The organism is Citrobacter freundii complex sp. CFNIH2 (assembly GCF_002880615.1).
In the GTDB taxonomy this organism is placed as follows: Bacteria; Pseudomonadota; Gammaproteobacteria; order Enterobacterales; family Enterobacteriaceae; genus Citrobacter_A; species Citrobacter_A amalonaticus_F.
Genome location: NZ_CP025757.1, coordinates 1,706,777 through 1,728,942, shown reverse-complemented (window position 1 = coordinate 1,728,942; position 22,166 = coordinate 1,706,777). Strand labels below are relative to the sequence as shown.

Annotated in this window: 18 protein-coding genes; 6 read left to right on the top strand and 12 right to left on the bottom strand. The window is 55.2% G+C overall.

Going from position 1 to position 22,166, the window contains the following annotated elements:
• Positions 1 to 42: 42 nt before the first annotated feature.
• The 3 genes from WM46_RS08570 to WM46_RS08560 all read right to left on the bottom strand — a co-directional run bounded on the left by WM46_RS08570 (position 43) and on the right by WM46_RS08560 (position 5,837).
• Positions 43 to 1,008, bottom strand: a complete 966-nt coding sequence (locus tag WM46_RS08570; RefSeq protein WP_102603804.1) for a L,D-transpeptidase family protein — start codon at positions 1,006 to 1,008, stop codon at positions 43 to 45.
• Positions 1,009 to 1,207: 199 nt separating this feature from the next.
• Complete coding sequence (gene mfd, locus WM46_RS08565; RefSeq protein WP_102602011.1) at positions 1,208 to 4,654, bottom strand: transcription-repair coupling factor; 3,447 nt, start codon at positions 4,652 to 4,654, stop codon at positions 1,208 to 1,210.
• 109 nt (positions 4,655 to 4,763) lie between these two features.
• Positions 4,764 to 5,837 carry an acyltransferase family protein gene (locus WM46_RS08560; protein WP_102602010.1) on the bottom strand — a complete coding sequence of 358 codons (1,074 nt, stop codon included), beginning with the start codon at positions 5,835 to 5,837 and terminating at the stop codon, positions 4,764 to 4,766.
• A gap of 251 nt (positions 5,838 to 6,088) precedes the next feature.
• Here WM46_RS08560 and lolC point away from each other — a divergent pair, with 251 nt between their 5' ends.
• From lolC to cobB, 5 genes are all read left to right on the top strand, one after another.
• Positions 6,089 to 7,288 carry a lipoprotein-releasing ABC transporter permease subunit LolC gene (lolC, locus tag WM46_RS08555; RefSeq protein WP_102602009.1) on the top strand — a complete coding sequence of 400 codons (1,200 nt, stop codon included), beginning with the start codon at positions 6,089 to 6,091 and terminating at the stop codon, positions 7,286 to 7,288.
• Complete coding sequence (gene lolD / locus WM46_RS08550) at positions 7,281 to 7,982, top strand: lipoprotein-releasing ABC transporter ATP-binding protein LolD (protein WP_043000962.1); 702 nt, start codon at positions 7,281 to 7,283, stop codon at positions 7,980 to 7,982. The genes lolC and lolD overlap by 8 nt, the downstream gene beginning before the upstream one ends.
• Positions 7,982 to 9,226, top strand: a complete 1,245-nt coding sequence (gene lolE, locus WM46_RS08545) for a lipoprotein-releasing ABC transporter permease subunit LolE (protein WP_102602008.1) — start codon at positions 7,982 to 7,984, stop codon at positions 9,224 to 9,226. Before lolD ends, lolE begins: the two co-directional genes overlap by 1 nt.
• A gap of 89 nt (positions 9,227 to 9,315) precedes the next feature.
• Positions 9,316 to 10,227 (top strand): N-acetylglucosamine kinase, encoded by a 912-nt coding sequence (gene nagK, locus WM46_RS08540; RefSeq protein WP_061070230.1) that lies wholly within the window; start codon positions 9,316 to 9,318, stop codon positions 10,225 to 10,227.
• A gap of 15 nt (positions 10,228 to 10,242) precedes the next feature.
• Entirely contained in the window at positions 10,243 to 11,064 is an 822-nt protein-coding gene (gene cobB, locus WM46_RS08535; RefSeq protein WP_043000959.1) for a Sir2 family NAD+-dependent deacetylase, read from the top strand.
• 36 nt (positions 11,065 to 11,100) lie between these two features.
• On the opposite strand, the gene potD is transcribed toward cobB, so the two are convergent.
• Genes potD through potA form a run of 4 tightly spaced genes read right to left on the bottom strand, consistent with a single transcriptional unit; the run spans position 11,101 to position 14,926 of the window.
• Positions 11,101 to 12,147 (bottom strand): spermidine/putrescine ABC transporter substrate-binding protein PotD, encoded by a 1,047-nt coding sequence (gene potD, locus WM46_RS08530; protein ID WP_102602007.1) that lies wholly within the window; start codon positions 12,145 to 12,147, stop codon positions 11,101 to 11,103.
• Between the two features lie 25 nt (positions 12,148 to 12,172).
• The gene (gene potC / locus WM46_RS08525; RefSeq protein ID WP_102602006.1) at positions 12,173 to 12,952 is read right to left on the bottom strand and encodes a spermidine/putrescine ABC transporter permease PotC; all 780 of its coding nucleotides are present in this window, start codon (positions 12,950 to 12,952) and stop codon (positions 12,173 to 12,175) included.
• Positions 12,949 to 13,806, bottom strand: a complete 858-nt coding sequence (gene potB / locus WM46_RS08520; RefSeq protein WP_061077202.1) for a spermidine/putrescine ABC transporter permease PotB — start codon at positions 13,804 to 13,806, stop codon at positions 12,949 to 12,951. The genes potC and potB overlap by 4 nt, the downstream gene beginning before the upstream one ends.
• Entirely contained in the window at positions 13,790 to 14,926 is a 1,137-nt protein-coding gene (gene potA, locus WM46_RS08515) for a spermidine/putrescine ABC transporter ATP-binding protein PotA (RefSeq protein ID WP_102602005.1), read from the bottom strand. Before potA ends, potB begins: the two co-directional genes overlap by 17 nt.
• A 359-nt stretch (positions 14,927 to 15,285) precedes the next feature.
• On the opposite strand from potA, the gene pepT reads away from it, so the two are divergent.
• Positions 15,286 to 16,512, top strand: a complete 1,227-nt coding sequence (gene pepT / locus WM46_RS08510; RefSeq protein ID WP_102602004.1) for a peptidase T — start codon at positions 15,286 to 15,288, stop codon at positions 16,510 to 16,512.
• Between the two features lie 102 nt (positions 16,513 to 16,614).
• On the opposite strand, the gene roxA is transcribed toward pepT, so the two are convergent.
• The 5 genes from roxA to hflD all read right to left on the bottom strand — a co-directional run bounded on the left by roxA (position 16,615) and on the right by hflD (position 22,140).
• Positions 16,615 to 17,736 (bottom strand): [50S ribosomal protein L16]-arginine 3-hydroxylase, encoded by a 1,122-nt coding sequence (gene roxA, locus WM46_RS08505; protein WP_102602003.1) that lies wholly within the window; start codon positions 17,734 to 17,736, stop codon positions 16,615 to 16,617.
• A 96-nt stretch (positions 17,737 to 17,832) separates the two neighbouring features.
• Positions 17,833 to 19,296: a two-component system sensor histidine kinase PhoQ gene (phoQ, locus tag WM46_RS08500; protein ID WP_061077206.1), complete on the bottom strand. Its 1,464-nt coding sequence runs from the start codon at positions 19,294 to 19,296 to the stop codon at positions 17,833 to 17,835.
• Positions 19,296 to 19,967 (bottom strand): two-component system response regulator PhoP, encoded by a 672-nt coding sequence (phoP, locus tag WM46_RS08495; RefSeq protein ID WP_061077207.1) that lies wholly within the window; start codon positions 19,965 to 19,967, stop codon positions 19,296 to 19,298. The genes phoQ and phoP overlap by 1 nt, the downstream gene beginning before the upstream one ends.
• A 157-nt stretch (positions 19,968 to 20,124) precedes the next feature.
• Positions 20,125 to 21,495: an adenylosuccinate lyase gene (gene purB / locus WM46_RS08490; RefSeq protein WP_102602002.1), complete on the bottom strand. Its 1,371-nt coding sequence runs from the start codon at positions 21,493 to 21,495 to the stop codon at positions 20,125 to 20,127.
• Between the two features lie 3 nt (positions 21,496 to 21,498).
• Positions 21,499 to 22,140, bottom strand: coding sequence for a high frequency lysogenization protein HflD (gene hflD / locus WM46_RS08485; RefSeq protein WP_061078020.1), 642 nt, complete (start codon positions 22,138 to 22,140; stop codon positions 21,499 to 21,501).
• Positions 22,141 to 22,166 lie beyond the last annotated feature (26 nt).

Here is a 22,166-nt window from a genome sequence, read left to right as displayed (position 1 = left end):
CGCTGAATGTATTTCAGCGGGGCTTTTTCATGTCCGGAATCGTTACATCGACTGCTGATCCACCTCGTGATGGCGTCTGACATCGACCGGCATTCCGGAGCGAACGTCCATCACATGCTGCATCACCGCTGCGTCCGTCTGCGCGGAAGCTTTAAACGATTGCAGAGTGCTGTTCAACACGATAGGCAGAATCTGCGGGTCATCATCAATATTCTTCGACAGTGGCTGGTGGACTTCGACCAGACGCGTCCCGTCCGGTTCAACCGAGGCTTTGATCGGGGTATTGATAATATTCACTTTGGTGCCCGGTGTAACCTGTCTGAACAGCGTCTCAATATCGCCATCACGCAGGCGGATACAGCCGGAACTGACGCGCATGCCGATACCGAAATCGGCGTTGGTACCGTGCAGCAGATAGACACCACCATACGCCGCTAAGCGAATGGCATGGTGTCCCATCGGGTTATCCGGTCCGGCAGGAACCACCGCCGGAAGGTTAATTCCTTGTGCTTTATAACGGGCACGGATATTCGCTGTCGGCGTCCAGGTTGGGTTGGCGCGCTTATCAGAGACGGTCGTGACCATCGTCGGGGTCAGGGTATCACCGCCCAGTTGGCCAATGCCGATAGGGTAGACGGTGACCGCATTTTTCCCCGGATGGTAGTAGTAGAGACGCAGTTCAGCCAGGTTGATGACAATGCCTTCACGCGGAGCATCCGGTAGCAGCGTCTGCAACGGGATGGTTAACACGCTGCCCGCGCGGGGAACGTAGGGATCCACGCCGGGATTCGCCTGCAACAGCGCGAGAAAACCGACATTATATTTTTTCGCGATGGCTTCCAGTGAACCCCCGTTATTTTCGACAACGTGGTACTTATTTTCTCCGATCAGTTTGCTGCCAGCCGGAGGAAGAGGCCAGGTATTCGCCTGCGCGGGAAGCGCAAGCGTAATGCTGGCGGCGAGCGCAAAAAAGGCCAGCCAGCGGGAGAGTCGCATAGTGTTCATTATCATCACAAATCAAAGGGTTATTATGCCAGAGGAGTCCAATGATAATTATGGCGGGGTGGTATGTCTTTAAATGCAAGGGAAGTGCAAAGAGTTGTAAAGATCGCGGAACCTTGCCTGATGGCGCTGCGAGTATCAGGCTTACAGCCAGGTATCGATTAATAGGCCGGATAAGGCGAAGCCGCCATCCGGCACCACGCAATCATGCTACAGCGTTTTCTTCCAGTTGTTGCATAAACTGACGCACCCAGTCCATCCGCGTTTTCCGCTCGGTCAGATCCTGGATGAACTTCAGCCGGGTCGGGCCGTCAAGACGGAAGTGCTGCGGCTGTTTTTGCAACAGGCCAATCAGCCAGCCTGGGTTGACATGGTTCTTCTCGGCAAATTCGATAGTGCCGCCTTTCTCGTTGCCTTCCAGTTTGCGGATACCCAGCTTCTGCGCCTGTTGACGCAAGCGGGCGATATCCAGCAGGGTACGCGCCGGATCGGGCAGCAGACCGAAGCGGTCGATCAGCTCCACTTTAATCTCTTCAAGTTCATTCTCGCTCTTCGCGCTGGCGATACGCTTGTAGAACGACAGGCGGGTATTCACGTCCGGGATGAAATCGTCCGGCAGCAGCGATGGCATACGCAGTTCGACTTCGGTTTGCTGACTGGTGAGATCTTCCAGCGACGGCTCGCGTCCGGCCTTCAGGGCATCGACGGCATTTTCCAGCAGCTCCATATACAGCGAGAAACCGATGGTTTCCATCGAACCGCTCTGTTCTTCCCCGAGCAGTTCACCCGCGCCGCGGATCTCCAGATCGTGAGTCGCCAGCGCAAAGCCTGCGCCCAGGTCTTCCAGCGAGGCAATCGCTTCCAGGCGTTTTTGCGCGTCGGTGGTCATTGCTTTGGGATGCGGTGTCAGCAGCCAGGCATACGCCTGATGGTGTGAACGTCCCACGCGACCGCGCAACTGGTGTAACTGCGCCAGACCGAAGTGATCCGCACGCTCGATAATAATCGTGTTGGCGGTCGGGATATCGATCCCGGTTTCGATAATGGTGGTACAAACCAGTACGTTAAAACGCTGATGGTGGAAGTCGTTCATCACGCGTTCCAGTTCGCGTTCGCGCATCTGCCCGTGACCAATGGCAATTCGCGCTTCCGGCACCAGCTCCGCCAGCCTGTCGGCGGCTTTCTGGATGTTCTCGACATCATTATAAAGGTAGTAGACCTGCCCGCCGCGCAGCACTTCACGCAGAATCGCCTCGCGGACCACCAGCGCATCGTACTCGCGAACAAACGTTTTCACCGCCAGACGGCGCGCTGGCGGCGTGGCGATAATCGACAGATCGCGCATGCCGCTCATGGCCATGTTCAGCGTACGCGGAATTGGCGTAGCGGTCAGCGTCAGAATGTCCACATCGGCGCGCATCGCTTTGATGCGCTCCTTATGACGCACGCCGAAACGGTGCTCTTCATCAACGATCAACAGCCCCAGATCTTTCAGTTTCACATCGCTTTGCAGCAGCTTGTGCGTGCCGATCAGAATATCAATCTTCCCTTCGGCAACCTGTTCCAGGATCTGCGCCTGTTCTTTGGCGCTACGGAAGCGGGAAAGCATTTCGATGCGCACCGGCCAGTTGGCAAAACGATCGCGGAAATTGTCAAAGTGTTGCTGAGCGAGCAGGGTTGTCGGCACCAGCACCGCCACCTGCTTGTGGTTTTCGACCGCGAGAAACGCGGCGCGCATCGCCACTTCGGTTTTACCAAATCCAACGTCACCACACACCAGCCGGTCCATCGCCAGCGGCTGACACATGTCGCTAAGCACGGCGTTAATCGCCTGCGCCTGGTCGGGAGTCGTTTCAAAGGGGAAACCGTCGCAGAACAGCTGATACTGCTCGCGATCGTGTTTGAAGGCGAACCCCTCTTTTGCCGCGCGCTGCGCGTAGATGTCCAGCAGTTCGGCCGCCACGTCGCGCACTTTCTCTGCCGCTTTCTGTCGGGCGCGTGACCAGGCATCGCCGCCGAGTTTATGCAGCGGCGCGTTCTCTTCCGCGCCTCCGGCGTAACGGCTGATCAGATGCAAAGAGGAGACCGGGACGTACAGTTTGGCGTCATTGGCGTAGGTGAGCATCAGGTATTCACCCTTGATCCCGCCCGCCTCCAGCGTGGTCATTCCGGCATAGCGTCCAACGCCGTGCTCCAGATGCACCACCGGTTGACCCGGATGCAACTCTGCCAGGTTGCGGATCAGCGTATCCGGGTTAATTGTGCGGCGCGAATCCTGACGACGGCGCGCCACGCGCTCGCCCAGCAGATCGCTTTCACAAATGAGTGCCAGATTGCGCGTCGTATCGATAAACCCGTGCTCGGCGGCACCAATCATCAGGTAGCGTCCTGCCTCCGTCGCTTCATCCAGACGCATAATGCGCTTCGGCGCGACTTTGATACGGGCGAGCAGTTCACCAAGGGATTCACGGCGGCCTTCACTCTCAACCGAGAAAATCACCGGCCCGTTGAAGGACTCGAGGAATTTGCGCAGCGCATCCAGCGGGGATTTTTGCTGCGCCTGAACCGCGAGGTCCGGCAGCGACTGGAAACCTAAGTTGGTATTTGCCGCTTTGGCGGGGAGGTGATCGGTTTTGAGCTGTACGCGCGGCCAGCGTTTGAGTTCAGAGAAGAGCTCATCGACGCGCAACCAGAGTGATTCCGGCGGCAGCAGCGGACGCATCGGATCCACGCCACGGTTTTCGAAACGCGCCAGCGTATCGGCCTGGAAACGCCCGGCGCTGTTTTCTAAATCGCCCGTGTTGACCACCAACGTATTTGCCGGGAAATAACTAAACAGCGGCGGCAGCGGCTCGCTGAAAAACAGCGGCTGCCAGTATTCGATCCCCGCCGGCAAGGTGCCTTTGCTGACCTGTTGATAGATATGCTCCGCGTCGCGCTTCACCTCGAAGGTATCGCGCCACTGGCTGCGAAACAGTTCGATCGCCGTTTTGTCGGTCGGGAATTCGTGGGCGGGCAGCAGGTTGATGGCGTCGACTTCTTCCAGCGTGCGCTGGGTGTCCGCGTCAAACAGGCGCAGACTGTCAATTTCATCGTCGAAGAAATCCAGGCGATAGGGCTGTTCGCTGCCCATAGGATACAGATCCAGCAGCGCACCGCGGGTGGCGTATTCGCCATGTTCCATGACTTGATCAACATGCCGGTAACCGGCGCTGTCGAGCTGTAAACGCAGGGCATCGCGCGATAAACGCTGGCCTTTTTTCATCACCAGCGCATGACCGTGCAGATAGCTGTGCGGGCAGACGCGCTGCATCAGGGTATTGACCGGCAGGATCAGCACGCCGCGCTGCATCGACGGCAACTGATACAGCGTGGAGAGACGTGAGGAGATAATTTCCTGATGCGGGGAGAAACTGTCGTAGGGCAGGGTTTCCCAGTCCGCGAGGCTCATGACCATCTGATCGGTAAACTGACGGATTTCATCATGCAGGCGCAGCGCGTTTTGCATATCGGGCGCCACGAGCACGACGGGACCGGCATGACGTTCGGCAATTTCCGCCACCAGCGTGGCGCAGGCAGCCCCGGTCAGTTCACCCAACAGGCGCTGGTCGCCCGCTTTCACGGGCAGCGTGTAACGTTGTTGTTCAGGCATTCGGTTGTCAGAATCTCTTTTAGGTAGTCGTCTGATAAGCAATGCCCTTTATTATCCGTGATCGCTCCTCATTAGCAAATTGAATCGCCCTCATCGGAGGGCGAAAAGTTTAGCGGGAATAACCAACGGCTTGCGGGCGAGAAGGGGGAGAGAAGAGGATATCGCCGAACAGGCCCTGCGACACTTTACGTACGGCAAGGCCCAACAGCGTGCACACCAACAGACTGGCAAACGGATAGACCAGCAACAGGGTTAGTTCCAGTTCGGGGGACCAGGCGGCGGCATTGATTTGCGGGATCAGCAGCAGGCTGAACGCCTCGACCAGAATGCGATGCGTGGTATAAATCGCGATAGTATTCGAACCGATCACGTTAAGCAGACTGGATTCACGCATGCCGAAGCGCTGCTCGTACTGATAAAACAGCTTCATGATCAGCACGATAGAGACCAACGACAGCAGCAATGAGACGTTAAACAGCCATGCCGCGATAGCCAGCACGAAGGCAGCCGCGCAGGGCAGCGCATAACGGCGCAACGGCACCTCTTTGATCCACGCCATTAGCGGGACGCCAAACCAGGCGCCGAGGCTGTAATACGGCAGGTTGCGGATCACGCTGTTCATTCCCCACCACGGGGTGGCAATAAAGTTGACCGTCACGCTCAGTACCACAAACAGGGCGAACAGTGGCGCGGCCCAGCGGCTGAACACTTTACAGATTACGAAATAGACAATGAGCGCATACAGATACCACAGGCTGGTGCTGGCAGTCAGCATGCCGTGAAGGAACTGGCTAACGGAACCGGCGTAAGCGGCGTTGGACGCATTATGCAGATCGCGTGCCGGCGCCAGCCAGTTGTTCAGGGCGCTGAGCGCCAGCCACTGGGCCACCCCCCATAGCGCCAGCACCCAGAAAATACTCCAGATCCGCTTGTTAACGCTCTCTTTCCAGCTCACGCTGTCGATATAGCGGCGAATCAAAAAGCCCGAGATAAAGAAAAATACCGGCATGCGAAACGGGGCGAGATAGAGATTAAAGTAAACCCAGCATTTCGATAGCAGTGCCGAAAGGGGCAACTGGAAGTGGGTCAGATGAGGGTAAAAGGTGATGACTGAGTGATAGATGACGACCAGACAGATACATAACCCTTTGATTTGGTTAATCCATAGTTCTTTCTTTTTCATCAGGACAGCGCGCTCGTGTTATTCAACATAGCTTGTGATCCTGCGGGGTGGCCCTGGCGCTGTAATGCGTAACATTCTGTTTTTTGATTTTTTAAGAAAAGGATCAGGGTCGGCGGGGGCGATATCCTGCGCCTGTCGCGCTGTGGATCCCTTTCCTCTGTGTACTGACGAACACTTACGGTTCAGGCGTTTACCCATGCGGCTTTCGCTTATATACTCGTGACTTTGCTAACAGCAACCAGACGGATTTCATGTACCAACCTGTCGCTCTATTCATCGGCCTGCGTTACATGCGCGGGCGTGCAGCAGATCGCTTCGGTCGCTTTGTCTCCTGGCTTTCCACCATCGGCATTACCCTTGGGGTGATGGCGCTGGTCACGGTTTTGTCAGTGATGAACGGTTTTGAACGTGAACTGCAAAATAACATCCTGGGCTTGATGCCTCAGGCCATCCTTTCTGCGGAGCAGGGCTCTCTGAATCCTCAGCAACTGCCGGAAAGCGCCGTAAAACTGAACGGTGTCAATCGTATTGCGCCGCTGACAACCGGCGATGTCGTGCTGCAAAGCGCGCGCAGCGTGGCGGTCGGGGTGATGCTGGGTATCGATCCGGCACAAAAAGATCCGCTGACGCCGTATCTGGTCAATGTGAAGCAAACCGATCTACAGCCAGGCAAGTATAATGTCATCCTCGGTGAGCAGCTCGCAGGACAGTTGGGGGTCAATCGTGGCGATCAGATCCGCGTGATGGTGCCGTCAGCCAGTCAGTTCACGCCGATGGGTCGTCTGCCAAGCCAGCGTCTGTTTACCGTGATCGGCACCTTTGCGGCGAACAGCGAAGTCGATGGTTACCAGATGTTGACCAATATTCAGGACGCCTCGCGCATCATGCGCTACCCGGCCGGGAGTATCACCGGCTGGCGTTTGTGGCTGAATGAACCGCTGAAGGTGGACTCGCTCAGTCAGCAGACGCTACCGGAAGGGACAAAATGGCAGGACTGGCGCGAGCGTAAAGGCGAGCTGTTCCAGGCCGTGCGGATGGAAAAGAACATGATGGGGCTGCTGTTGAGCCTGATCGTGGCGGTTGCCGCGTTCAATATTATTACCTCGTTGGGTCTGATGGTGATGGAGAAGCAGGGAGAAGTGGCTATTTTGCAAACGCAAGGGCTGACGCCGCGACAGATCATGATGGTCTTTATGGTACAGGGGGCCAGCGCCGGGATTATTGGCGCGCTGCTGGGTGCCGCGCTGGGTGCGCTGCTGGCCAGTCAGCTCAATACCCTGATGCCGGTGATCGGTATCCTGCTGGACGGTGCGGCGCTGCCGGTGGCGATTGAGCCGCTGCAGGTCATCGTCATTGCGCTGGTGGCGATGGCCATCGCGCTGCTTTCCACGCTTTATCCTTCCTGGCGCGCTGCCGCCACTCAACCCGCTGAGGCTTTACGTTATGAATAAGATCCTGTTGCAATGCGACAAACTGTGCAAACGCTATCAGGAAGGTTCCGTGCAAACCGACGTGTTGCACGATGTCAGCTTCAGCGTGGGCGAAGGCGAAATGATGGCGATTGTCGGCAGCTCCGGCTCCGGCAAAAGTACGTTGTTGCACCTGCTGGGCGGGCTGGATACCCCGACCTCCGGCGATGTGATTTTTAGCGGCCAGCCGATGAGTAAACTGTCGTCGGCGGCGAAGGCGGAACTGCGTAACCAGAAGCTCGGCTTTATTTATCAGTTCCACCACCTGCTACCGGACTTCACTGCGCTGGAAAACGTGGCGATGCCGCTGCTAATTGGCAAACACAAACCGGCTGAAATTAACGCGCGGGCGCGTGAAATGCTGAAAGCGGTAGGGCTGGATCATCGTGCCAGCCATCGTCCGTCTGAACTGTCCGGCGGTGAGCGTCAGCGCGTGGCGATTGCCCGTGCGCTGGTCAACAACCCGCGGCTGGTGCTGGCGGATGAACCGACCGGTAATCTGGATGCGCGCAACGCCGACAGCATCTTCCAGCTTCTGGGCGAGTTGAACCGCTCGCAGGGCACCGCGTTTCTGGTCGTCACCCACGATCTGCAACTGGCGAAGCGTATGAGCCGCCAACTGGAAATGCGTGACGGACGCTTGACGGCAGAACTGAGCCTGATGGGGGCGGAGTAATGGCCTCGCCTTTATCGTTATTAATCGGCCTGCGCTTTAGCCGGGGACGGCGGCGCGGCGGCATGGTATCGCTGATTTCGGTGATCTCGACTATCGGCATCGCGCTGGGGGTGGCAGTTCTGATCGTCGGTCTAAGCGCGATGAACGGCTTTGAGCGCGAACTGAACAACCGCATTCTGGCCGTGGTGCCGCACGGCGAGATTGAAGCGGTTAATCAACCGTGGAGCAACTGGCGCGAAGCGCTGGAGAAGGTACAGAAGGTGCCGGGCATTACCGCCGCGGCGCCCTACATCAACTTTACCGGACTGGTGGAGAGCGGGGCGAATCTGCGCGCTATTCAGGTAAAAGGTGTGGATCCGCAGCAGGAACAGCGTCTGAGCGCGCTGCCCTCGTTTGTGCAGAATAACGCCTGGGCTGATTTTAAAGCCGGTGAACAGCAAATCATTATCGGCAAGGGCGTTGCAGACGCGCTGAAGGTGAAACAGGGGGACTGGGTCTCCATTATGATCCCCAATTCAAATGCCGATCATAAGCTGATGCAGCCGAAACGCGTGCGCCTGCACGTTGCCGGCATTTTGCAGTTAAGCGGTCAACTGGATCACAGCTTCGCGATGATCCCGATGGCCGATGCCCAGCAGTATCTGGAGATGAACAACACGGTTTCCGGCATTGCGCTGAAGGTCAACGACGTCTTCAATGCTAACAAACTGGTGCGTGATGCAGGTGAAGTGACCAACAGCTATGTCTACATCAAGAGCTGGATTGGCACCTATGGCTATATGTACCGCGATATCCAGATGATCCGCGCCATTATGTATCTGGCGATGGTGCTGGTGATCGGCGTTGCCTGTTTTAACATTGTCTCAACATTAGTGATGGCGGTAAAAGACAAGAGCGGCGATATTGCGGTATTAAGAACGCTGGGAGCGAAAGATGGCCTGATCCGCGCCATTTTTGTCTGGTACGGTTTGCTGGCAGGACTGTTCGGCAGCCTGATCGGCGTGGTTATTGGTGTAGTGGTTTCGCTACAGCTGACGCCAATCATTAACGGTATCGAAACGCTGATCGGCCATCAGTTCCTCTCCGGGGATATCTATTTTATCGACTTCCTGCCATCCGAATTGCACTGGCTGGATGTGATTTACGTGCTGGTCACCGCACTGTTGCTGAGTTTGTTGGCGAGTTGGTATCCGGCGCGACGCGCCAGTAACATCGATCCTGCAAGGGTGCTCAGCGGCCAGTAGCCATAATTGCGTGAGAGATACACAACGTCATTCATGTGACCTGAACCGTGGGCGCCTGAAGGATACAGTGTATAAAACAAGGAGCGGCAATGTATTACGGGTTTGATATTGGTGGGACAAAAATTGCGTTAGGCGTCTTTGATAACGAGCGGAAATTACAGTGGGAAAAGCGTGTTCCCACGCCGCGCGACAGCTATGACGCTTTTTTAGAGGCCGTTTGCGGGCTGGTGGCGGAAGCCGACCAGCGATTTGGCGTGAAAGGTTCGGTGGGCATTGGCATCCCCGGGATGCCGGAAACCGAAGATGGCACGCTGTATGCCGCGAATGTCCCTGCTGCCAGTGGCAAACCCCTGCGTGCCGATCTTAGCGCGCGACTTGATCGCGACGTTCGCCTTGACAACGATGCCAACTGTTTTGCCCTGTCTGAAGCCTGGGATGACGAATTCACCCGCTATCCGCTGGTGATGGGCCTGATTCTGGGCACCGGGGTGGGGGGCGGTTTAATCCTCAACGGAAAACCGATCACCGGGCGCAGTTACATTACCGGCGAGTTTGGTCATATGCGTCTGCCGGTCGATGCGCTCACCCTGATGGGGCTCGATTTCCCATTGCGTCGCTGTGGCTGCGGTCAACTTGGCTGTATTGAAAATTATCTGTCCGGGCGAGGATTTGCCTGGTTGTATCAGCATTACTATCATCAACCGTTACAGGCGCCTGAAATCATTTCACTGTGGGAGCAGGGCGATGAACAGGCGCGGGCGCATGTTGAGCGTTATCTGGATTTGCTGGCGGTGTGTCTGGGGAATATCCTGACCATCGTCGATCCGGATCTGGTGGTTATCGGGGGGGGATTGTCGAATTTTACAGCCATTACCACCGATCTGGCGGACAGATTGCCGCGTCATCTGCTTCCCGTGGCACGTGTTCCCCGCATTGAGCGAGCGCGACATGGTGATGCGGGTGGGATGCGTGGCGCCGCCTTTTTACATCTTACCGATTAATCAAAAGAGGTTGCTATGCTGTCGCGTCGGGGTCATCGGTTAAGTCGATTTCGGAAAAACAAACGCCATCTGCGCGAACGCCTTCGTCAACGGATCTTTTTCAGAGACAGAGTGGTACCGGAAGTGATGGAAAAACCAAGAGTTTTGGTGCTTACAGGGGCAGGGATCTCCGCGGAGTCCGGTATTCGTACCTTCCGCGCCGCTGATGGACTGTGGGAAGAGCACCGGGTTGAAGATGTCGCGACGCCGGAAGGCTTCGCCCGTAATCCTGCGCTGGTGCAGTCTTTCTATAATGCCCGCCGTCGGCAATTGCAGCAGCCTGAAATCCAGCCTAATCCGGCGCACATCGCGCTGGCAAAGCTGGAAGAGGCGCTGGGCGACCGCTTTTTGCTGGTGACACAGAATATTGATAACCTGCATGAACGGGCGGGCAACCAGAACATCATCCATATGCATGGCGAGCTGTTGAAAGTGCACTGCTCGCAGAGCGGACAAATCCTGGAGTGGACGGGCGATGTGACGCCGGAAGACAAATGTCACTGCTGCCAGTTTCCTGCGCCGCTGCGTCCGCATGTGGTGTGGTTTGGCGAGATGCCGCTTGGGATGGATGAAATCTATATGGCGCTGGCCATGGCGGATGTTTTTATCGCCATCGGCACCTCCGGACACGTCTATCCGGCGGCTGGCTTTGTCCACGAAGCGAAGCTGCACGGCGCGCATACGGTTGAGCTGAATCTGGAACCAAGCCAGGTCGGCAGTGAGTTTGAAGAGAAATATTACGGTCCGGCAAGCCAGGTGGTGCCTGAGTTTGTGGAGAAGTTATTGAAAGGGCTGTAATACAAAGGCCCGGATTTTCCGGGCCTTTTTGCTGAATTAGCGTCCTGCTTTCAGCTTCTGATAGTACTCTTCGTAAATCGCGCTGGCGGAACCCACATCGTTCTGCCATTCACCTTTGCTGATGGTTTCTGCATCCGGGTAGAGCGATTTATCGTTGGCGACTTCCGGGCTTAACAGCTTACGCGCCGCCAGGTTTGGCGTCGGATAGCCAATGGTTTCCGCCACTTCCTTCGCCACGTCCGGGCGAAGCAGGAAGTTGATCAACTTCAGCGCGCCTTCTTTGTTTTTGGCGTTTGCCGGAATTGACAGGCTGTCCATCCAGAAGATCCCGCCTTCTTTCGGCCAGACCACTTCCAGCGGCGTACCGGCCTGGCGTGCAACGAAGGCGGAGCCGTTCCACACCATCCCCAGATTCACTTCGCCTTCCATATACGGATTCGCCGGGTTGTCGGAGTTAAACGCAGCGACGTTAGGCATCAGTTTTTTCAGCTCGTTATAGGCCGCTTCAATCTCTTTAGGGTCGGTGGTGTTGCCGGAATAGCCCAGTTTTCGCAGCGCCATCTGGAACACTTCGCGCGCGTCGTCGGTCAACAGCAGGCTGCCTTTGTACTCCGGCTTCCACAAATCAGCCCAACTGGTGACGGTTTTCGGGTCAATGCTGTCGCTGTTTACGCCAATAGCCGTCGCACCCCAGATGTACGGGATGGAGTAGTCATTGCCAGGATCAAAGGGTTTATTCAGCATCTCAGGATCGAGGTTGTTAAAGTTGGTTAACTTTGATTTATCGATCTTCTGAATCATGCCCTCTTTACGCATTTTGTCGACGTAATAGGTGGAAGGTACCACCAGGTCGTATGCGCCGTCTTTGTAAGTTTTGAGCTTGGCATACATGGTTTCATTCGACTCGTAGGTCGAATAGATAACCTTAATGCCGGTCTCTTTGGTGAACTGTTCCAGCAGTCCTGGTGGAACGTACTCGGTCCAGTTATAGAAATAGAGTGTTTTACTGTCGTCCGCGTGCGCAGCGCCCATTCCCATCGCGAGAGCGCCTGCCGCGAGCAGGTGGCGTGACCATTTTTTCATTTTAACGTCCCCTGAGTATCGAACCTTAACGGCTCCTGGTTTTATCACGAGCAATCAACTGGCTGGCGATGACCATCACCAGCGACAGCATTAATAAAATGGTCGCCAACGCGTTAACTTCCGGAGATACGCCGACCTTGACCATCGAATAGATCTTTAACGGTAGAATTTCATAGCCTGGCCCGGTGACGAACGACGAAACTACCACATCGTCCATCGACAGGGTAAAGCTCAACAGCCAGCCTGCGGCGACTGCTGGCATAGCTAATGGCAGAATGATTTTACGCAGGATGGTGATTTCGCTGGCGCCCAGATCTTTGGCCGCTTCCAGCATTCGCACATCAAACCCCTTCAGCCGCGAATAGACCGTCACAACCACGAAAGGCAGGCAGAAGGTGATATGCGAGAACAGCAGCGACCAGAAGCCCAACTGAATGCCCAGCAGCATAAACAGCACCAGCAGTGAAATCGCCATCACGATATCCGGCGACATCATTACCACAAATAGCATCCCGCTGACGAACGGCTTGCCGCGAAAACGGTAGCGATACAGCGCCACGGCCGTTAGCGACCCGATAGCGGTGGCAAACGTCGCAGAAAAGATAGCCATCGTCAGCGAATGTTGCGCTGCCTGCAGCAGACTGTCGTTATTCATCAGCAGGCCATACCATTTGGTGGTAAAGCCCTGCCAGTTGATGCCAAAACGCGAGCTGTTAAAGGAGTTCACAATCAAAATAATGATTGGAATATACAGGTACGCATAGATAGCGGTCATAAAACCGCCGCGAAGCAGGCGACCGATCATTCGAGTTCTCCCTTTTTGTTCAGCAGTCGGGAGGCGCGCCAGTAAATCAGCAGCATCAGGCCCATCACAATCGTCAGGGTAATGCTGGTTGCGGCGCCAAACGGCCAGTCGCGGATATTGAGGAACTGAACTTTAATCACGTTACCGATCAGCAGGTTTTTCGCGCCGCCCATCAGATCGGAGACGTAGAACAGTCCCATCGCGGGCAGCATTACCAGCAGGCAGCCAGCAATAATCCCTGGCATGGTCAGCGGAATGATGATCCGAATAAAGGTCTGCAACTTGCTGGCACCCAGATCTTTTGCCGCTTCCAGCAACGGTCTGTCGAGTTTCTCAATGCTGGAATACAGTGGCATCACCATAAACGGCAGCAGGATATACACAAGACCGATAATGACCGCGCTCGGGGTAAACATAATGCGCATCGGCGTATCAATCACCCCGAGCCACAGCAAAAACTCGTTCAGGTAACCCTTGGTGCTGAGGAAAATTTTCAGCCCGTAGATGCGGATCAGCGAGTTGGTCCAGAACGGGACAATCAGCAAAAACAGCAGCAGTGGGCGGACTCTCTCTGGCAGTCGCGCCAGAAACCAGGCAAAAGGATAACCGAGCACGAGGCAGGCGAAGGTGGCGATCAGCGCCATATTCAGCGAGTGCAGCAGCACTTCAAAATAGAGCGGATCGAGCAGACGCGCGTAGTTGTCCAGCGTAAAGACCATTTTGACGAAGCTGGCATCGTCGCGGGTCAAAAAGCTGGTGCCAATAATCATCAGGTTGGGCAGAAAGACAAACAACACAAGCCAACCGACGATAGTGACAATCACCACATTCTGGAATTTACTTGTGTTCTTCATCAGCCAGTACGACCTCCCAGCTTTCTACCCAGTTAATGGCCATTTTCTGGTCGAGAGAGTGGTCAAAGTCCGGGTCATCTTCGTTGAAGAATTCGCTGACCATCACCATCTTGCCATTTTCCAGTTCAACCACCGACTCCAGCGTCATGCCTTTATAGTTACGTTCACGGACGTAGCCGATCAGGCCGTCAATGTGGTTGTCGTCGTTGATTTCATCCACGCGCAGATCTTCCGGGCGTAGCAGAACGTGCAGTTTCTGCCCTGGCTCAACGGCGAAGTTAACGTAGATATTGCATTCACGGCCTTCAACGTTAGCACGAACGCGCTGTTCGTCCAGACGCTCGATCACCGTGGCGTTAAACATATTGATTTCGCCAATGAATCCGGCGACGAACAGGTTTTTCGGCTCTTCGTAAATTTCACGCGGCGTGCCGTCCTGTTCGATGCGCCCATCGCGCATCACGACGATGCGGTCGGACATGGTCAGGGCTTCTTCCTGATCGTGCGTCACGAACACGAACGTGATGCCGAGCTTACGCTGCAAGGCTTTCAGTTCGTTCTGCATCTGCTTTCGCAGCTTATAGTCCAGCGCGGAGAGGGATTCATCTAACAGCAGCAGGCGTGGTTTATTGACCACCGCACGGGCAATCGCCACGCGCTGCTGTTGGCCGCCGGAGAGTTGATGCGGCTTACGCTGGGCAAACTCTTCTAGTTGCACCATCCGCAGTGCTTCAAGTACGCGCGGAGTAATGTCGGCAGTGGGGGTTTTCTGCATGCGCAAACCGAAGGCCACATTTTCAAAAACAGTCATGTGGGGGAATAACGCATAGCTTTGAAAGACGGTATTCACATAACGGTTTTCTGCCGGTACGTGGGTGATATCCTCGTTATCGAGCATGATGTGCCCGGAATCTACGGTTTCCAGACCGGCAATCAGGCGCAAAACGGTTGTTTTACCGCAGCCAGAAGGGCCAAGCAGCGTGAGGAACTCGCCATTATTGATTGTCAAATCCAGTTCAGAAATGACCTCTTTTCCATCGAAGCTTTTGCTGATATCTGACAAAAGAACCAGCGGTGAAAGCGAACGCGGTTGTTTATTCAATTTTTTACTCTGTCCCATGTAGACGCAACGGATGGCTGACCGATGCGGGGTTTGTGGTTGACCACCTTGGTGACTCTTAATGAGGGCCGTAATTCTACGGCAAACCGTTGTCATCGCCAATGTTTGTTGCCAATTACTCTACACTTCATCCTTCAGACTGCTTCTTTGTTGGCTGCAGTCACGTACTGTTTGTACGCGCCTGGGGGATTCATTCGCTTGTCGCGGCGATGCATCCTGAATGATTCTGTGTATACATTTCCTGAATAAAGGGGTCCGGAAGCGAAATATTCTCGTTTGCGGGGATAAAAGTGACCTGACGCAATATTTGTCTTTTGTGGCTTACTGATAATGTTGTCACAAATAGTGAGGGTGACTGCATGGATAAACTACTTGAGCGTTTTCTACACTACGTTTCATTGGATACCCAATCGAAAGCGGGTGTGAGACAGGTTCCCAGTACTGAGGGACAGTGGAAGTTATTAAATTTGCTCAAACAGCAGCTCGAAGAGATGGAGCTGGTCAATGTGACATTAAGTGACAAAGGGACGCTGATGGCAACGTTGCCGGCGAATGTCCCTGGCGATATCCCTGCTATTGGCTTCATTTCCCATGTGGATACCTCACCGGATTTCAGCGGTAAGCACGTGAATCCGCAGATCGTGGAGAACTATCGCGGTGGTGATATCGCGCTGGGCATTGGCGATGAAGTGCTGTCGCCGGTGATGTTCCCGGTGCTGCATCAGTTGCTTGGACAAACGCTGATCACCACCGACGGCAAAACGCTGTTGGGGGCGGATGACAAAGCGGGTGTAGCGGAAATCATGACGGCGCTGGCGGTGCTGAAGCATAAAAATATTCCGCATGGCGATATTCGCGTCGCTTTTACGCCGGACGAAGAGGTTGGCAAAGGAGCGAAACACTTTGATGTTGCAGCCTTTGATGCCAAATGGGCCTATACCGTCGACGGCGGCGGCGTGGGTGAACTTGAGTTTGAGAACTTCAATGCCGCTTCGGTGAATATCAAAATCGTCGGCAATAACGTGCATCCGGGGACGGCGAAAGGCGTAATGGTCAACGCATTATCCCTGGCGGCGCGCATTCATGCCGAGGTTCCGGCGGATGAAAGCCCGGAAATGACTGAAGGTTATGAGGGCTTCTATCATCTGGCGAGCATGAAAGGCACCGTGGATCGCGCCGATATGCACTACATCATTCGCGACTTCGACCGCAAACAGTTTGAAGCGCGCAAACGTAAGATGATGGAGATTGCCAGAAAGGTCGGGAAGGGTCTGCATCCGGACTGCTATATTGAACTGGTGATTGAAGACAGTTATTACAATATGCGCGAAAAAGTGGTTGAGCATCCGCATGTGCTGGATATCGCACAGCAGGCGATGCGTGACTGCGATATCCAACCGGATATGAAGCCGATTCGCGGCGGTACCGACGGCGCGCAGCTCTCTTTCATGGGACTACCGTGCCCGAACCTGTTCACCGGTGGCTACAACTATCATGGCAAGCATGAGTTTGTGACGCTGGAAGGCATGGAAAAAGCGGTGCAGGTGATTGTGCGGATTGCCGAGTTAACGGCGAAGCAGTCGTAGCGTGGTTGATGCCGGATGGCGCGACGCGTATCTGGCCTACATGACATGTGAACCGTAGGCCGGATAAGACGCGTTAGCGCCGCTATCCGGCATCGTTTAAATTTACCCTTCGAAGAACCAGTACCCGCTGTTGACCAGGGCTGCCAGCATCGCGAGGAACGACGGATCTTCCAGCGCGTCACCAAAGTTCTCTGCGGTCAGCACGATATGGCTGGCAAGGGCTTCAAGCGCCGGACGGTGCGGGGAATCAATTCTCTCGCCGTTGGCATAAACGTCATCACCCACACGCAGCACCCGTAATCCCCCCAGACGCACCAGCACATCGCCTTGTTTCAGGGCATCGTAGATTTCATCAGGCTGATACGGCGGCTCCGGCGGTGCAATATCCAGTTCATGACGCGACTGGGAGATAAACTCGCCAAACCACTGTTTAAAATGCTCCGGCTGATTAATCAAATCCAGCATCATGGTACGCAGTTTGTCCATCTCCTGCGGCAGGATGTCAGCAGGATGCTCACGCGACGGCACGTCCGGGTCGCTGTAATAAGTACTGCCCAGCTCACGTTGCAGGACGTAGTCGGCAAACCCGCTGATCAGCTCACGGGTATTCGGCGCACGGAAACCGACGGAATAGTTCATCGCGTTTTCCAGCGCATAGCCTTCATGCGGGAATCCAGGCGGAATATAGAGAATATCGCCCGGCTCCAGTTCTTCATCGATGATGGCTTCAAAAGGATCGACCTGCAGCAGATCCGGATGCGGGCAGTGCTGCTTCATTTGCAACTTCTCACCCACGCGCCAGCGACGGCGACCGGTTCCCTGAATGATAAACACATCATACTGATCGAGATGGGGACCTACGCCGCCGCCAGGGACCGAGAATGAGATCATCAGATCGTCGATACGCCAGTCAGGCAGGGCGCGGAAGGGACGCATCAGCGCGGCGGTTGGCTCATGCCAGTGGTTCACCGCCTGCACCAGTAACGACCAGTTATTCTCGCCGAGATGGTCATAGCTTTCGAACGGACCATGGCTGACCTGCCATTTGCCATCCTGATGGCTTACCAGACGGCTATCGACCTCACTTTCCATCGCCAGCCCTGCCAGTTCGTCAGGGGAGAGGGGATCGATAAAGTTATTAAAGCCGCGTTTTAACACCACCGGGCGCTTTTGCCAGTGACGTTCAAGAAATTCGGGCCAGTTGAGTGTTAATTGGTATTCCATATTGAGCTTCCACAGGCTGGGGCGGGTATCTGTCACCGATTATAACGGATGCTTAACCAGATGCGTGCAGTTGGCTCATATTTATTACATTTGGGTTTAGTCGTCTTTCGGCCCCGGCTGCTGATGACCAAAAATAACTTCCATATGCGCGCCGCCGAGCAGACTGTCACTGGCAACAATTTTGCCGTCGTATTGCTCGGTAATTTCTCGCGCCACTGCCAGTCCTACGCCTTGCCCAGGGCGCAGCGTATCCACACGTTGACCGCGATCGAACACCAGATCGCGCTTGCTGTGCGGGATCCCTGGACCATCATCTTCCACCACGATGTACAGATGATCGTCGGTCTGGCGGGCAGAAATCTCGACAAACTCAAGACAGTACTTGCAGGCGTTATCCAGCACGTTGCCCATCACCTCGACAAAATCGTTCTGCTCGCCGACAAAGCTGATTTCCGGTGAGATATCGAGGCTAATGTTCACCCCTTTACGCTGATACACTTTGTTCAGCGCCGATGTGAGATTATCCAGCAGCGGTGCGACCGGATGCAGTTCGCGGCTCAGCAGGACGCCGCCGCCGCGCATACTGGCGCGATGCAGGTAGTAGCCGATTTGCTGTGAAATTCGGCTGATCTGTTCGAGCATCACCGGTTCTGCCTCGCTGACGCTCATCTTATCGCTGCGCATCGAACGTAACGTACTTTGCAGCACGGCGAGCGGAGTCTTCAGACTGTGGGTGAGATCGGTCAGTGTGGTGCGGTACTTGTCATAACGCTCACGCTCGCTTTTCAACAGGCGGTTCAGGTTACGCACCAGACTGGTCAACTCCCGCGTCGTTGCAGGGTTAAGCTGTTCGCGATGATGTTCTTCCAGCTCGCGCACCTCGCGAGCCAGTGCCTCGATGGGGCGCAAACTCCACCAGGCCGCCACCCAGAGCAGGGGAATGACCAGCAACAGATTGGCAGCCAGCACATAAATAAACCAGCTCCAGACCATATACGAGCGTTTAAGCTCAATCGGAATGGTGTCCACCACCACGATCGTCAGTTGCGGCATGCGCGCGGTAGCCGGGTAAACGTTCACTGCTACCGAGTGGGTCATTTCGGCGTCGTCGTCATCTTCCCGAACCTCTTTCAGTTGTTCCTGAACGGAGTGATCGTCATTGAGCAGCGTGCTGGTGGCGCTGATGTCGGCTTCTATTTCATGGAAACCATTGCTTTTCAGCCAGTCGGGCTGAATCAGTCTGACCAGCCAGGGGACATTACGCTGGGCCCACAGCAGTTTGCCGTTCTCATCATAGATCAGCGACATCGTGGGGCTCTGCATGTCGAGGTGCTCGGGAAGTTCGACGTGGATCTTATTGTCTTCCCATTTTGCAAGCGTATAGAAGAGGTTACTCTCGCCGCGCAGCAGACGAAACGTGGTCTTATCGAAACTCACGCTGTAGCCGACCAGCGCAACCATGCCATAGGCCAGAGAGAGCACCAGCACTACGCCAGCGGTGGCCAGCAGAAAGCGCAGGCGCAGTGACAGCGGGAAAAGATGACGCAACAGTTTATTCATCAGCGCAATTCAAAAAGATATCCCTGACCTCGCACGGTGGTAATGACTTCATCCGGATACTGCGTCTGTATTTTTTTACGCAGACGGCCCATCAGCACGTCGATGGTGTGGCTTTCACGCAGCTCGGCGTCCGGATACAGCTGCAACATCAACGAGTCTTTGCTGACCACCTTGCCATTATTGCGGATCAGCGTTTCCATGATGGTGTACTCAAACGCGGTCAGTTTGATCACTTCATCATTGACCGAGAGTTCGCGGCGCGAGAGATCAACCTGAAAAGGCGGAATAGAGATAATTTGCGAAGCGTGGCCGCTGTTGCGGCGCATCAGCGCCTGCATCCGCGCGGCGACCTCTTCAATATGGAACGGCTTGGTGACGTAGTCATCCGCACCCGCGCTCAGCACTTCCACTTTGTCCTGCCAGCTTTCACGGGCGGTCAGGACGAGAACCGGGAGCGAAACGTCATTGCTCCGCCAGCGGCGGATCAGTGAAAGTCCATCTTCATCCGGAAGCCCCAAATCGACGATAGCGATGTCAGGCAGGTGTTCGTTAAGGTAATAATCGGCCTCTTTGGCATCTTCGGCGTCGTCAACCTGATGTCCGGCATCCTGAAGCTGAACTTTCAGGTGATGACGTAATAACGCATTATCCTCAACAACCAGTACACGCATCATCTTTTCTCACTGTATTTACGGTATGAATAGTTTAACGCTGATTATGGTGTTGCGGGGATAAACATTTCGTAAACCGGGAAAAGGGAAGGGCCGAAGGGCGGCATGAGCCATGCGCGGAAGTCGGCCCGGTGACGTCGCGCCACCGGGCAAGGGATTACTTCAGCTCATCCACCATGGTGATAGCGCGACCAATATAATTGGCCGGAGTCATGGCTTTCAGGCGGGTTTTCTCGTCGTCCGGCAGCGGCAGACTGTCGATGAATTGCTTCATGCCTTCCGCATCGACACGCTTACCACGGGTTAACTCTTTCAGCTTCTCGTACGGTTTTTCAATACCGTAACGACGCATCACGGTCTGGATCGGCTCTGCCAGTACTTCCCAGTTATGATCCAGCTCGTCCAGCAAACGGTCGCGGTTCACTTCCAGTTTGCTCACCCCTTTCAGCGTGGACTGATAGGCGATCAGCGCATAGCCGATACCCACGCCCAGGTTACGCAGAACGGTGGAGTCCGTCAGATCGCGCTGCCAGCGGGAAACCGGCAGTTTGCTCGCCAGATGCTGCAGGACCGCATTAGACAGCCCCAGGTTACCCTCGGAGTTTTCGAAGTCGATAGGGTTAACTTTATGCGGCATGGTGGAAGAACCAATTTCGCCGGCAATGGTTTTCTGCTTGAAGTGGTTCAGCGCGATGTAACCCCAGACGTCACGATCGAAGTCGATCAGAATGGTGTTAAAGCGGGCGATGCAGTCAAACAGTTCGGCGATGTAGTCGTGCGGCTCAATCTGCGTGGTGTACGGGTTCCACTGAATACCCAGCGAGGTGACGAACTCTTCGCTGAACTGATGCCAGTCCACTTCCGGATAGGCGGCGATGTGGGCGTTATAGTTACCGACAGCGCCGTTGATTTTGCCGAGGATTTCGACCTGGTTAAGCTGACGGAACTGACGTTCCATACGATAAGCGACGTTAGCCATCTCTTTACCCAGCGTTGACGGCGTAGCCGGCTGGCCGTGGGTGCGGGAGAGCAGGGGAATATCGCGATACTGCACGGACAGATCTTTGACCGCGTCGATCAGTTGACGCCAGTAAGGCAGCACCACTTCATCGCGGGCGGTTTTCAGCATCAGCGCGTGAGACAGGTTGTTGATGTCTTCCGAGGTGCAGGCGAAGTGAATGAATTCAGAAACGGCATGCAGTTCCGGTACATTCGCCACTTTTTCTTTCAGGAAATACTCAACCGCCTTGACGTCGTGGTTGGTGGTGCGCTCGATAGTTTTAATACGCGCGGCATCTTCTTCATTGAAGTTCGCGACGATAGCATCGAGGAAACCGATTGCGTCGGCAGCAAAAGCAGGAACTTCCTTGATCGCTGCGTGCGCGGCCAGTTTTTGCAGCCAGCGTACTTCTACCTGTACACGGTATTTCAGCAAACCGTATTCGCTGAAAATCCCGCGCAGCGCGCTGACTTTATCGCCGTAGCGTCCATCGACAGGGGAAACGGCGGTCAGTGAGGATAATTCCATAGATCACAACTCCGGGGTTAAATGAGCAAGAATTTGTTTTGCCTGAGTGGTCAGGCGATGACGAGAAAACATTAACTGCAGACGGCCGCCGCCAACCTGGTGCCAGAGCACCGCGGCGCGAATGCCGGCCAGAAGCGAGGCGCGAACCTTGGCCTGTACCTGTGGGCTCTGCAATACGGCAGGGGAACCAGTCACCTGAATGCGTGGACCGAGCGGACTGATGACATCGACATAAATACCGGCCATCGCGCTCATCAGCGTTTCGGATTGCAGATCAAAGTGATCGAGCTGGCGTTGCAGGCCGTTGATCCGCTCGCCCAGCGTGTCGAGCGCGCCTTTGGCGGCGGTGAGTTTACGCTCGAGTACCATCAGACTCAGCGTGTAGCGGGTCAGTTCCGCGTTCAGCCCCTGACGGCTGCTGGCATTCAGCACGCCGAGCAGGGTTTCCAGACCGAGGCGCAGATTCGCCTCGCTGCCGCCGAACACGCCCAGCGTTGAGCTGGGGTTCATATCGATAACGCTGTTCAGTGAGACGTGGAGCGCATCGGCATCACAATGTCCCTGGTGCGCCAGTTGTTGCACCAGGCGTGCTGACTGGCAGATCCCAGCCAGTGCGAGGGTGATGTCATAATAATTCTTTGCCACGGTCACTGCTTCCTTGTATCAGTCTG